8 protein-coding genes are annotated in these 14,091 nt (G+C 40.4%); all 8 read right to left on the bottom strand.

Annotated elements, in window-relative coordinates; genetic code table 11:
- Positions 1-28 precede the first annotated feature (28 nt).
- The 8 genes from DWZ67_RS13895 to DWZ67_RS13860 all read right to left on the bottom strand — a co-directional run bounded on the left by DWZ67_RS13895 (position 29) and on the right by DWZ67_RS13860 (position 14,091).
- Entirely contained in the window at positions 29-1,747 is a 1,719-nt protein-coding gene (locus DWZ67_RS13895) for a RagB/SusD family nutrient uptake outer membrane protein (RefSeq protein ID WP_009037091.1), read from the bottom strand.
- Positions 1,748-1,759: 12 nt separating this feature from the next.
- Positions 1,760-5,005, bottom strand: coding sequence for a SusC/RagA family TonB-linked outer membrane protein (locus DWZ67_RS13890; protein WP_034528820.1), 3,246 nt, complete (start codon positions 5,003-5,005; stop codon positions 1,760-1,762).
- Positions 5,006-5,262: 257 nt separating this feature from the next.
- Positions 5,263-6,819, bottom strand: a complete 1,557-nt coding sequence (locus tag DWZ67_RS13885; protein WP_035457588.1) for a DUF4434 domain-containing protein — start codon at positions 6,817-6,819, stop codon at positions 5,263-5,265.
- A gap of 24 nt (positions 6,820-6,843) precedes the next feature.
- Positions 6,844-7,854: a GRP family sugar transporter gene (locus DWZ67_RS13880; RefSeq protein ID WP_044468844.1), complete on the bottom strand. Its 1,011-nt coding sequence runs from the start codon at positions 7,852-7,854 to the stop codon at positions 6,844-6,846.
- 9 nt (positions 7,855-7,863) lie between these two features.
- Entirely contained in the window at positions 7,864-9,408 is a 1,545-nt protein-coding gene (locus DWZ67_RS13875) for an ADP-ribosylglycohydrolase family protein (RefSeq protein WP_057097203.1), read from the bottom strand.
- 20 nt (positions 9,409-9,428) lie between these two features.
- Complete coding sequence (locus DWZ67_RS13870; RefSeq protein ID WP_016272598.1) at positions 9,429-11,609, bottom strand: DUF4434 domain-containing protein; 2,181 nt, start codon at positions 11,607-11,609, stop codon at positions 9,429-9,431.
- Positions 11,606-13,030, bottom strand: a complete 1,425-nt coding sequence (locus tag DWZ67_RS13865; protein WP_120139100.1) for a sialate O-acetylesterase — start codon at positions 13,028-13,030, stop codon at positions 11,606-11,608. Before DWZ67_RS13865 ends, DWZ67_RS13870 begins: the two co-directional genes overlap by 4 nt.
- A complete protein-coding gene (locus tag DWZ67_RS13860) occupies positions 13,027-14,091 on the bottom strand; it encodes a DUF4434 domain-containing protein (protein WP_016272596.1) in 1,065 nt (354 codons plus the stop codon). The genes DWZ67_RS13865 and DWZ67_RS13860 overlap by 4 nt, the downstream gene beginning before the upstream one ends.

Genomic DNA, 14,091 nt, shown 5'->3' with positions numbered 1-14,091 from the left:
TTTTTCATCATATAGTTAATAAATAGGATTACCATCCGGGATTATTTTTCTCAATATAAGGGTTACCGTTAATTTCATCGGGCGGAAGGGGCATCAGCCAATGCTTCTCCTCACGTCTCTTCAAATTACCGTTTTCATCCATACCGATAGCATTCATTACCGATAAATAAATACCCCAACGAATCAAATCGGTACGACGATTCCCCTCAACTGCAAACTCTTTAGCACGCTCTTCCAAGATAAACGAACGGAAAGTTTCTTTCGTAAACGGAATCTTCTCATGACGCTTGCTTACCAGCGTACTATTGTTACGCTTATTCAACAATTCAATCTTAGAGAATGCATCTTGGGTAGGTCCATTCAATTCATTATCAGCTTCCGCATACAGTAACAGCACTTCTGCGTAACGCATAAAAGGCCAGTTAAAGTCTTTACGATTACCGTCAATTTCACCCGTCACTGCCGTAAACTTAGTAAAACGAGAACCGTAATAAGCACCATACGTAGGCTGGTCGGTCTTCTGATAAGCTCCAATACCCTGGTCGGCATACGGAGCCTCTTCACGGTTCACGTATACACTGTCACGCAACGGGTAGTAACGCCAGGTATAAATGCCCAGTTCTTCGTTATAAGAATCGGGGTAACGGTGCAGAATGCCCCATGTAATACGTTCATCTTTCCAATCATCGAACATCTGTAGCCAGTGATCGCGATAAGTATAATAACCAGAACCCAGAGTTCTATCCTCTTTCCAATAGCCGTAATACGATTCGCTGATATAGTTTCCGGCAAGATTATCCCCTTCGGGATAAGTCTGTAATGTAAACAGGAATTCCGGCCCGTTCTTATTGTCGATTTTCCATAATTCTTTCTGACTAGAAGCCAACACACACTCTCCTTCTGCAATCACTTCGGCTGCTTTCTCTTTGGCCAGTTTGTAATACTCCTGAGAATTGAACTCTTCATATCCCGGAAGACGAATCTTGTTATGCCAGATTTCCTGAGGCATCAATGCCGATTCTGTTCCATCCGGATTCGTAACCTTGCCGGGACCACCCTTTACCATGACTTTGCCACTCTCCATCGAAGCAGAACCAATCGTAGCATAGACTAAAGCCAACAGCGACTTGGCTGACGCACGAAATACATGCCCTTTCTTATAATCCGAGTCTGTACGAGGCATCAGCAACGTTTCAGCCTCCTTTAAATTGGCTATAATGTCCTCATACACTTCCTTGACGGAAGCTCTGGGCTGGTAACTGCTGTTACCTTCACCAATAGAAGTTTTAAACAAAGGAATACCACCAAAACGACGTACTAATTCAAACTCCGACCATGCCTTGAGAAAACGAAGTTCACCCAACGCATTATTCTTGGCTTTCTCAGGTACATTGGTCATCTTGTCAATCAGATAATAGTGGTAATTGGCACGATGAATGGCGGTTGAATAATATGCAAACACATTATTTATACTACCATTGTTATAAAAGTTACCGGTACCGGTTTCTTTAAAAGCCCAACCCGGCCCTGTCTGATAGTCATTATCATAATTAGTAGCAGAATCATAACTACCCCATTCAAACATCCAGGCCAACGGTTGGTAAGCGCCATTTACCAACAGTTCATACTCACCATCAGCAGACAAGTCTTCACCTGAAATAAATGTATATACTTCTTCATCCAACGTACAAGAAGTCATCAACATGGAGCCTAAGCCCAATGCCATTAATATATTCTTAAATTTCATAGTCATCATTATTTAAAATCCAATTTGAACACCAAAATTAAATGTACGGGCACTTGGATAAGAAGCCATATCCACACCTCTGCGTTTAGGGTCACTACCAAATGAATTCACATCAGGGTCCATCCAACTATAACCGGAAATTGTAAATAGATTGGAAACGCTGGCAACCAAATTAATACTCTCCACAAACTTCATCGGATGGCGGAAACGGTAGCTCAAGCTGACATTCTTGCAACGCAAGTAAGATCCATCCTCAATGTAACGGTCAGATGCCCTCATAGAACGTGTACTGGTTCTATTGGCACGCGGCCATTTGGCATTTGCCCTATTTTCGGCAGTCCAACGATTGTTATAAATAAAATAAGGCATATTATCCACGCTGGCCATATCAAATTTCTTAAGATTGACATTCAACACGTCATTACCTTGTGTACCCTGCAAGAAGAAACTGAATGTCCAGTTCTTCCATTCCAATGTATTGGTTATACCATATTGGTAATCCGGGTTGGTATTACCTATAATCTGACGGTCTCGATTATCAATTACAGGATCGTCATCAAGATTCTTGTATTTCACTTCACCTACCATGCTTTTAACCTTAGAGTCCGTCTCATTTCTATACAACGGATCTGCACGGACTTCGGCCTCATTGTCATAAAAGCCATCTTCCACATACCCATATAGAGTACCGATAGGCTCACCATTACGTACCAAGAACATGTTCTCAATACCCCAAGCCACATCAGAATATTGGTCGGCATCCAAACCACCCACCTTATTACGGTTGAATGAAATATTGGCATCTATAGACCACAAGAAATTACGTGCCTTTACAGGAATGAAATGACCGGAAATTTCCAACCCTTTATTTGTTACATTACCATAGTTTGCCTGAATACGGCTAAAACCGGAACTCATAGGAATAAGCTTATCCAACAATAGGTCTTTTGTCTTCTTATAATAGGCATCTACTGTCAAATTAACACGGTTATTCAAGAAAGCAATGTCCAAACCTATGTCAAACTGATTGGTTGTCTCCCATTTCAGAAGAGCTGCTGCAGGTCCTCCCCAGCGGGATTCTGCCATACCACTCTGCAATGAACCACCCATACCGTAGTTAGAAACAACAAAACGGGAACGGGTAGCATAGGCACTGACCCCCTGACCTCCGGTCTGTCCGGCACTGACACGCAATTTCAAGTCATCGAAGAAATTCAGCTGCTTTACAAAAGACTCATCAGACAAACGCCAAGCAACGGCTCCCGAATAGAAGTTATTCCAACGATTTAACTCTGACAATTTACTGGAACCGTCACGACGCATAGAAAAAGTGAATAAATAACGGTCCAGCAAATTATAATTGGCTCTGAACAGATAGGACATCAGCTGAGACTTTCCACGACTACTTTCCATACGACGGTCCTTAGTTCCTGCTTCAATGACGTTGTCTTCAGTCATATCGTTCGGGAAATTAGATGCAGCCATCCACTTACTATGCCACATGCTGTTTTCATAAGTCATACCAAGCACAGCATTAATGCCATGAACTCCAAACTTCTTGTTGAAAGTCAACAAAGACTCTGTCGAAATGCTTTCATAAGCATCATCTGACTTCGTTGCATAACCATTTGTAGGAGCTATACCCGCACCGGTCCAACGGTTATTATAGGTATTACGTTCATAATAGCTATAACCGTAACCAAAATTCTGACGGAATTTCAACCAGTCGGTAAACTTCAATTCACCAAAGCTTGAGATAAATACATTCAACGTCTCTTGGATATTCTTCTCCGTATGTACAGTCAAATAAGGATTAGCCAAACCGGTAGAGAAATCTTCCGAAAAGCCAGAGTCTTTATTGGGATCGAATACCGGACGAGTAGGATTAAACGAAATAGCTGCAGGAATTACACCATACGTTTCACTATTGGTACGTGCCAAACGATTATCGGAAGTTGCAAAACTGATGTTAGTACCTAACTCTAAAAAATCATTGATTTTACGGCTGTTGTTAGCTCTCGCTGTATAACGTCTATAATAAGAATTAACAATCACACCCTGCTGGTCAGTATAACCACCGGAATACATATAGTTACCTTTCTTATCACCACCCGATACTGTAACATTATAATCTTGGCTTATTGCTGTCTGAAAAATTTCATCCTGCCAATTTGTTCCATAACGTACCGGTCCTCCTTCTTTTTCGACAAAACCCTTCCGGTAATCCCATGGACTTGGCTTATACTCCTGACCTACTACAACCATTTCTCCTGTAATAGGATCCGGAGCTTTCACCGGAGCCCAATATCCCACCAAAGGATATTCCAATTGGCTGTCTGCCTCAGAGTAACCGTCATACAAGAGACCATTCGTGATACGTTCATTACGGTACAAAGCGTAATCACAAGCATCGAGCACATCAATACGTTTTACCGGATTAGAGATGCTAAGGTTAGCAGAAAGCTGAACTTTTGCCTTTCCCTCAGCACCGGATTTAGTAGTAATAAGCACAACACCATTGGCAGCACGAGAACCATAAATAGCGGTAGCAGATGCATCTTTTAAAACTTCAATAGATAATATATCTTGTGGACTAATGGTACTCAATGGATTATTACTCTGTTTCATACCATAATCCGTTGTACGTCCTTCACCCATAGAATACGGCATACCGTCGACTACATACAAAGGCTCTGTACTGGTAGTAAACGAATTGGCACCACGAATTTGGATATTTATACCGGCACCCGGGGCTCCGTCAGACTGGGACACATTTACACCTGCCATTTTGCCTTGCAAACCTTGATTCACACTCACAGGGTTTGTTTTCAGCAAATCTTCGCTCTTTAAAGAAGATACAGATCCCGTTAAATCTCTTTTAGGAACAGCACCATAACCAATAACAACTGTTTCTTCCAACATTTGGCTGTCCTCTTTCAAAGTTACATTAACAGTAGTCCTACCCTTAACAGCTACCTCTTGTGTTCTATAGCCAATAAAAGAAAAAACCAATGTCGCATTTTTAGTAGCATTTACAGAGTAACGTCCATTAACATCTGTTACAGCGCCATTCTGTGCATTCTTCACACGAACAGTAGCACCGATTATCGGCTCGCCGAAATCGTCAATTACTACACCCGTAATTTTAGAAGTTTGAAGCATTTCTGCCGTCTCAGCTTTCAAACCACTTGGAACCATCATAAGTGCCATTAAAAGCACTCCGACAATTCGATTCATAGTTTTGTGTAATCTTTTCATAGATTCATTTTTGGATTAATAAATTAAGATTTTTTTCATTGTATTGTTTTTTATATCGCACTTTATTATATTAATGAAATGCGATAATTGACGTTTCTATTAGCCTGAAATCATACTTTTTCTACTTAGACATATCTGTTTAAGATGGCTGCATCTTCCATATCCGGGCGGCTTCATTCCCATATAATATCAATTCATCTCAAACTATATTTCATATTTTCCGGATGACCCTATTATTCCTTCATTATATTACCCGGTTAACGAATACTTGGATTTACAAAAATCTCATCCATATACACATTTTCCAAAGCGTCAAAAGCAACTTTCACATAACGTGTCTTTTCTTTTAAATTATCAATCAAGACTGCGTCAATCCAAGCATCATGCTTGTTGTTAGGAAAATACGGAGCATCCTTTATTGAAGCCAGATTATAAGTCTGACCATCCTGGGAAGTGTAAACATAAACCTTCAAAGGAGCGCCTATCTTTTCCTGATTATAGTTCAAAGTACGTACCAGCACCTTTTGAAGCGAAGTATTCTTTTGCAAATCAATCACTACCTCATGATGACCTTTTTCAAACCTTACCCAACGGCTGTCCCCACTATCCTCTTCGGCTACCCGGCCATCTGCCAGTGCCTTCATATCAACTTTACCAATCATTTCCGATTTGGCTGAATTGACCAACTTGTCAAGCAAAGTAGCTTCAAATAATTTCCAAAAACTGTCACCTTCTTTCCAAGCCATATAATTGTTGTATAAATTATTAGACCACACAGGTTGTCCCAATTGATAAGCAGACTTTGGGTCTTCGATAATTCCACCGAACATAAACGAAATTATTTTGTCGACACCAGCAACCGAAGCCGCTACCTGCTGTGACAGCAAACGGGAATAAGCAGCCGGAATCAAAGCAGATTGGCGGTCATTGGTTCCCTCTTCCCAAGTAAAGGTTTCGCAGTTCGCCCACATCTCAATATTCAGGCGATTGTGAATATCGCGCATCCTTTGCCAATTCTTTTTCAAGCGAGGAAGAGTAAATTTGTCACGTACACACCCCACCTCATCTTGATAAGCAATAATATCGACTTTCAATTTTGCCATCTGCTTCTCAAAATCAGGATGATCAAATTCGGACAGACCAATACCATACGGAGAAATCAAGGTCTTCTTTCCGGGAGTCAAAGAATGAGCCTTCTCTGTCAATGCATTTACTGACTGAACAGCATGCTCGGCAAAGATAGGGCAAAGACAATCTTCAACCGGAAGATACCAGCCATAGAAAGCTTTATGGTTTTTATAGAGAGATGCCAATTCCTCCATAATCTGAAGCTGACGCTCCTTAATCACTGGATCAAGCAGATTATCATCCTGATCTTTTGCCCAACCGGTACTCATAAAAACCTTCATGCCATGTTTGGCAGCTTCGTCAAGAATCGCATCAACGGGGCTTTGCAATTTATCATTATATAACCACGGCATCAACTTTGACGGATAATATGCTTTCCCTTCATTAGCAACCTCCATGAACACCAAATATTCAATCCCCATGTTAGCCAATTCACGCACTTTAGCAGTCCATAATTTAGGATCCATATTATCGAAATGTTGTGGATTAGTATACTTATTCCGCACATCCTTGTAGGCTAAATTAATCCATGTACCCGTAATAGGCTGTACCACAGAAACCGATTGGACCATTTTTTCTTTTCGAGATTCGTCAGAACCCTTATTTCCCGCACATGCAGAAATTATTGGTAATACAGCCAACAATCCCAATAGTCCCAACATTTTCATTTGTTTTTTTTGTCTCATAGTATATTATTTAAAATAAAGAATTTAATTACCACCAGATATAATTATCAACCCCAAGCCTGAAAGGAAAAGTATCAGCATAAATACAAGCAGCAAATTTATTGACTTAGATGCGCCCTTGAATTCTTTCCAGATAAATATTCCCCATAAGGCAGCAACCATAGTGGCACCTTGTCCCAAAGCATAGGAGATAGCTGCACCAGCTTTCCCTGCAGCAATATAACTACAAGCAGTCCCCAATGCCCAGATGGTTCCTCCCAGAATTCCAACAAGATGCGTCTTCACATTTCCACTGAAATAGTCACTATACGCAATCGGCTTGCCGACAAAGGGTTTCTTCATGACCAATGTATTGAAGAAAAAATTGCTGACAAAAATACCCACTGCAAATACAAACAATGCTGAATAAGGAGTCATCATACCCACAGTCGGTGCTTCCAGATTCTCTAAATCCATAGCTGCCGCTACAAAACGATAGAAAAATGCCATTAATATACCTGCACACACAGCTATAATAATCCCTTTTTTCCTCATTGCCTGGTCTGTTCCTCCTTTAGCAACTTTCCCAGAAGCTATACCATTAAAAATAATAGCAAGTACAATCAGAAATACTCCAGAAAACAGAACAGTTGCATCACCTTGAGGAGCACTAAAGTAATTTATAAATACACCCAATACCAGAGCTAACCCAACGCCTACGGGGAAAGCGACAGACATACCAGCCAATGACATGGAAGAAGATAACAAAATGTTGGATGCATTAAAAATGACACCTCCCAAAAACGCACTCACCAAATTAGAGATATCAACCTGAAGCAAATCATCGACAAAGCCCCTACCTGCTTCGCCCGTACTTCCCAGAGTAAATCCCCATATCAAAGAGAAGAGAAGAATACCAACGACATAATCCCAATAAAAAAGTTCATACCGCCAAGTTTTCGCTGCCAGCTTTTGAGTATTTCCCCAAGAACCCCAGCAAAGCATGGTAACCCAACAAAGAGCTACTGCCAATCCATAATTTTCAACTATATACATTACAATTAATTATTTATAGGTTAATTGATTGGGCTGGCTGGAATAAATAACCGCCTCACCTAAATAAACTTGTGCATCCGTACGAGGATTCAACCATTTCAAAACAACCGTGTGCGCTGTATCAGGCAACTGGTATTTATGAAACGAATCAACCCTTCTGTCATCTATAGAAGTAGATTTAGCAACGGGAAGATTGGCAGTTTCTGCTAAAGCACCATCTATATACATCGCAACACTCGCAACATACGATTCATCAGCACACTTCACATATCCTTTCAAAACAAATCCGTTACCATCAAACATAAACTCTGTAGCATCCTGTAACAAAAGGTTAACAGCTTTCTTCTCTGCCGGATAATGACCTTCAAAAGCTTTCTCATACTTTACAGCAACCGGCTGTTGCGTTTTAATAACAACCTGCTCTCCCTGAACAGAACCTCCTTCTTGCTCTATCACCTGCAAAGCTTGTTTCAGACTTAACTCATAAAGCTTATTCAGCGAAACTTCCGTATAGGCAAATGGGATGTCCTCTACTTCGTAAAGACTTTCTTTCCATAATTCCGGAATATTACTATATCCAAGCATTGTACCCAATATACCGGCAGCAGTAGCCGCATTACAATCAGAATCTTGCCCACAACGTGCCGAAATATCAATAGTCTGATAAAAATCTTTCTTGCCATATAACAGACCTATAGCCACATAGGCACTATTTATCTTGGCATCAATATTAAACGGAACAAAAACGCCATCGGGACACCCCACTTCCGAAGTCCACTTCTTCTGGCATTCAAACCAAGTCTGTTTCCAGTCATCTGGATATTGCCGATACCAACCAATCACATCTTTTATGCAAGCATAAAAATCACTTTGCTCGGGAATTGTATTCAATGCCTCTTCTACCACATACTCCATATCATCTGAAACAAAAGCCATGGAATATAGAGCGCCCACATACACACCACCATACCAGCCGTCGCCATACGTAAAGATGTGACCGATTTTATCTGAAATTTCAGAAGCAGTATTAGGCATGCCCGGTGACATTAGACCTGCAAAATCTGCTTCTATCTGATAGTCAATATCATCTGCATGAGGATTATTCAACCAATGTCCGGATATGGGGGGCATAATGCCTTGCTTAATATTATATTTTGCAACTTGGTTGGCATGCCACAAAGGAAATCCGGCATCAGCAAACGAAACAGCAAAAGAATCGGCCGGTGCCTCTAAACCCAAACGGTCGAACACATTCACAAATACAATATCCACATATATATCATCATACAATCCGGGAAATGTATCATAATAATATTTCACTCTATCTTTGGACCATTTTATGGGAGTATAGTCTTGAATCATAGTACCATTATGCAGAAATTCAACCGGTCCTCCATAGGTACAACCAATGGTTTTCGCTGCCCAACCACCTTTCACTTTATCAGCCAATTGTTTTTTAGTCATAGAGACTTCATCTTGCACAACTGAAGTGGAAGAACTGCATCCTGCACACAGTACAACAAAAGCCCAAATAATAAAAGTTACATTCTTCATATTTATCAATTTTACAATTGTTATTCAGCTTTTACTTTAGCAGATTCTTTACCAATCACATTATAAACAGCTACTTCATAAACATTATCTACTGTACCTTCTGCATCAACAAAAGTTCTCGGAAGTTGTCCGTCACGTATTTGTAATTTCATAATCAACTGCCCATCACGATAGATACTATATCCGTCAACTGCTTTCATTTCATTCGGTATCCAAGAAACTTCAATTCCCTTAGCCACCTTTCGTACAGCAGCATTCTTCACTTTTTCAGGAATATCCATTATAGGCAAACATCCCGTCCGGCAATATTGAAGATATGCCTGATGATACGCCGGATTAACTACAAACGGGCTATTGTAATGATTGTATGCAAAACAAATCAAATTGCCAACATAGCCATTTACAATCTCTAACTGTTTTTGAACCCTTTCTAAAGGAGCGCTAGTCCAAAAGCGCTGATCGAATGTCTCTACATTTCCCCAAAACTTCAGCCCAGGTTTAGTATTGACAGCCTTCTTCAAATTAGAAAACCATTCCCACAAATTATCCAAATTCAGTCCACCTGCACCGACACAATCCTGAGGAGCGAATATATCTCCCGGACGGAAGTCGGTTTGCGCAAAGACGTTCGTCCACATCTTGCCACATTCTTCAGCATTTCCACCTACCTTGTAATTCATAAACGGAGACAACATAAGGGGCATTTCCGGAGCAATCTCAGAAAGATGATTCAAATTCGTATTCAATGCCTCTGCCAAAATTGATTGACGCTCAGAAGTCATACAGTTCAAGTTGTCTACCTCCCAAACCCAATACCAACCATACATGGCATCCGGATACTTTTCTTTATACAAAACAACAAGCTCATCTGCCACCTTATTACCCATTTCCATTTGCTCCAGTAACCAGCGAGCATCATAATCCACTTTCCACCAACGTTCATTAAAGTTTAATCCTACAAATACTTTAATGCCATTTTTTTGCGCACTTTGCAAACACTTTTCAAGCGTTCTATTGCCTTGCTTCTTCTTCGTCAGAGCAGACGGATAATTTGTAGTTGTTTTCCCCTTTTCATCTACCAGCAATGCAGGTGCATAAATCAAGTACTTCATGCCAGCTTCTTTCAGCATATCCATTTCCTGATTCCAACGTTCGTTGTCCCAATTTGCTACCAAAAACTCTTGCACAAAGGAACCACTGAAACGAGGAATATTACTGCCCTTATTTTTCTGCTCAAATTGATAATGAAAATAAGTTCCTTTCAAATCTCTTATATAAGTATCAAAAACCGATTCGTCTTCATGCAGATTAATGACACGTACCCCTCGGCTAAGCGTTTCATTATAGGCAGAAGGATAACCCGTCTTCCGACCATAGGCCAAAGTTATGTTACCGTCTAAATCAACCATATAGTCATTATTATGGTCATGACCTACAAACACCCCAATAACATCCCTCTTTTCTATAAACGAAGAGTATAATCCGGTATTTACACTTGGAGCACAAACACCCTCCTGCTTCTCGCCAAACTCCCGGCATGTCCACCTTGCCGTTTCATGCTCTGGCAGAGGAATATGGAAGAAAGCCAAGGAAGGCAATATGCGCTTGTTGCGAGCGGTAACCCGACTGCTACTTTTCCTATACCACTCTATCTGATTATGCTTAATCCAATCATAATAACCAAAAGAACGGTCTTTGGTATTATTGTGAGAATCGAAGAAATAGAGTACCCATTTTTCAGATGTAGCATCAGAAGAACGGACGGTCAACATGCAATTGCCCGAGCCCGAAAGTCCTTTTTCAGCATCATAAGTCAGGTTATAAGGTCGTGTACACAGATAGTCCAATATCTGAGCATTGTTCATATCCGTTTCTTCATCATGATTACCAAAGGTCACAACAAAAGGAGTTTTGGTTTCCCCAAATATTTTGGTCAATTTCTCCCATCCTTTCTTAGCATTCCAGGAAACTACTACATCACCTGTAAGAACAACCAAATCGGGATCTTCTATACGAATAACTTCACGAATCAAATGACAAGTGCTGTCATTCTTCAATTTATAAGAATCACTCTCTACCCAATGCAGGTCTGTCAACTGAACAATCTTGAACTTCCCGTCACGAAACTTCAAATCAGAAGCTTGAGAAAAAGCAGAGAAGCAAATAAAACAACAAATTAAATATAATAAAGACTTTTTCATTTTTTACGATCTGTTCTAAATGGAGCCAAAGGCAATCCGTTACTATCAAATAAATTAGGCATAGCATCATTGGAAAAACAATAACGTACTCCTACCGGTTCCTTCACCTTATCGGCAATGACACTGATATCTCCATTCTTTAATATAGAAGCCTTAGCCGGATGCAAATTACCCTCTTTATCCACGACCTCAAAGTGACGAATGACCTTATCCTTGCAAGCAAGTTTGCCAATAGCGGTAGTTGTTACTATTACTTTACGACCATCTACTCTAAAGGATTTTAGCATAGGCGAATACGGTTGTATATCCTCTTTATGATAACTATTTTTCAAAGCCATATTAGCTAATCGTTCTCCTACTTGTCTCTTCAGACTCGGATGAATATCTGTTAGGTCGTTTACTAAGTCTCCCGCCACAACCATACCAGTATTTCTCAATGTAGCAGCCACATCGGCTTGTTGTTCACGCAAATATGCAGCATTTTTATCCGCATAACCACTCCAAGGAGTTATCTGGACAAAATAGAAAGGCAAATAATGATGAAAAGCATTACGCCAACCTCTAATCATAGCATCAAACATAACTCCATAATCCTGATGCCTTTCATTATTGGCTTCTCCTTGATACCAGACAACCCCGGCAATAGTGTAGTTTATAATGGGATGAATCATTGCATTGTAAAGAGAAGAATTTGCAGTCGGTGCCCATCCGGCAGTCAATGCTTTAGTCTTTTCTTCCAATTTCTCATGACGCAATGTAAATTCGTCCATCCAAGGCTCAATGGCTGTACCTCCCCAATAAGAGCCTATCAACCCGATAGGAAGATTACCCAATTCTTCATTCAGCCTTTTTCCAAAGCAAAAAGCCACTACGCTAAAATCTTCTGCAATTTCGGGAGAACAAATTTCCCACTTTCCCTGAATTCTTTCAACCGGATACGCGGAGGATGACTTAGCCACCTTGAAAAAACGAATCTTTTTATTGTCAAACAGTATACTTCTATCGGTGATGTCATCTACACGCCACTTAAAGCAATACTCCATATTTGACTGACCGGAACAAAGCCAAGTTTCTCCCATCAGAATGTCTTTCACTTCTGCGCAAAGTTTACCTTCCCAACCATAAAACCGAATGGCGTGCGGTCCTTCGGCTTTGGGAGTGTTTATATAAGTTTCCCAATACTTATATTTATCAGAAGATACATGAACCGTATCATTGGGAGCCCAACTACATACAATCTTCAAATCCCAAACACTGGGACACCATCCCCAAAGCTTTACTTCGGCATCACGTTGCATCACTGCATGATCACTTATAATAGATGGAAGAACAAAATCAGCAGGATCTTGTGCTGCCAGTTTGGTAAATCCCAACAGAGAAACTAAAAAGTATACAATTCTTTTCATATCATTCCTATTCATTTAAAATTTTGTTTGTTATACCAATCCATATATTGATTATATAACCTTACCGTCTCTCCTCTTAATCCGGCATGAGCCTTAGATTGGGGTTTGTTCATGATTCCAAGATATTGGTAAACCAAAATTTTGTCCACGAAAGGTGAAATAGCTTCCATTTGATGAATTATTCTATTGTTAAAGTCCGCTGGAAGTAAACTGCCATGAGTGGTCTGTTCAAAGTAAAACAACTCCATATCAGCCCATATTCTGGAACGCCCTGCCTTTTGATGCGCTTTCGACAAATTCTCATAATAACGGGCAGAATCTTCCAATCTGGTTGCACCTACTCCCACTCCATCCTGATAGGCCACGATTTCCACATTGAGTTGTTCAAGCTGTCTCACAAAATAATCATCACATTTTTCTTTCTTTATATTGTATGGAGCTATTATATTCACACAGTTAGCATTCAACGACTTAGCCACTTGCGCACACTCATTGACATAAGGTATCACAAAATCGCAAAAATAAGGATCTAACCACGATTCATTAGGGAAATACCACCCATAAAAGCTCTTGTGATGCCCATATTTCTTATAGATTTCTTCCATTGATTGATTCCTTTTCTTACCCAGTTCCCTATCTGTCATCATCCGATGAGCATCAAGATCCGGTCCCCAATAATCATTGCTCACAAAGAACTTCACACCAAACTCATCTGCCGCAGAAAGGACTGTTTCAATAGGATCTTCACAACCCATTTCAAATTTAGGAGCCAATTTCGTATCAAAAAAAGCTTTGCCGTGAGCAGCCACATTCATCATCACCAAATATTCCATACCGGTCTCACTGATTTCACGAATTTTTTCTCTCCACTGGGCAGCAGTAAACTGTCTTAAGTCTTTGTCCCAATATACTCCTTCTTTACCTCCCGGATGCTGAAATTCAAACCAAGAACCGGAAATAGGTTTTATATTCGGATTGGCAGCTGCTTGCTTTAAAATATCTGCTTGAGCTACTCCCGGCAGAGCCAAACCAACTGCTCCCAGACCTAACATTGATAAAAAATGACGTCTATCCAC

Source organism: Bacteroides sp. AF34-31BH (assembly GCF_003602795.1).
GTDB classification, from domain to species: domain Bacteria; phylum Bacteroidota; class Bacteroidia; order Bacteroidales; family Bacteroidaceae; genus Bacteroides; species Bacteroides uniformis.
Note: the sequence above shows the minus strand (reverse complement) of the source record. Positions and strands in the feature narration are given on the sequence as shown.

Excerpts from the sequence above, each read along its gene's own strand:
- DWZ67_RS13865 (WP_120139100.1), bottom strand. The coding sequence starts at position 13,030 with ATGAATAGGAATGATATGAAAAGAATTGTATACTTTTTAGTTTCTCTG.
- DWZ67_RS13875 (WP_057097203.1), bottom strand. The coding sequence starts at position 9,408 with ATGAAGAATGTAACTTTTATTATTTGGGCTTTTGTTGTACTGTGTGCA.
- DWZ67_RS13880 (WP_044468844.1), bottom strand. The coding sequence starts at position 7,854 with ATGTATATAGTTGAAAATTATGGATTGGCAGTAGCTCTTTGTTGGGTT.
- DWZ67_RS13895 (WP_009037091.1), bottom strand. The coding sequence starts at position 1,747 with ATGAAATTTAAGAATATATTAATGGCATTGGGCTTAGGCTCCATGTTG.
- DWZ67_RS13885 (WP_035457588.1), bottom strand. The coding sequence starts at position 6,819 with ATGAGACAAAAAAAACAAATGAAAATGTTGGGACTATTGGGATTGTTG.
- DWZ67_RS13890 (WP_034528820.1), bottom strand. The coding sequence starts at position 5,005 with ATGAAAAGATTACACAAAACTATGAATCGAATTGTCGGAGTGCTTTTA.
- DWZ67_RS13870 (WP_016272598.1), bottom strand. The coding sequence starts at position 11,609 with ATGAAAAAGTCTTTATTATATTTAATTTGTTGTTTTATTTGCTTCTCT.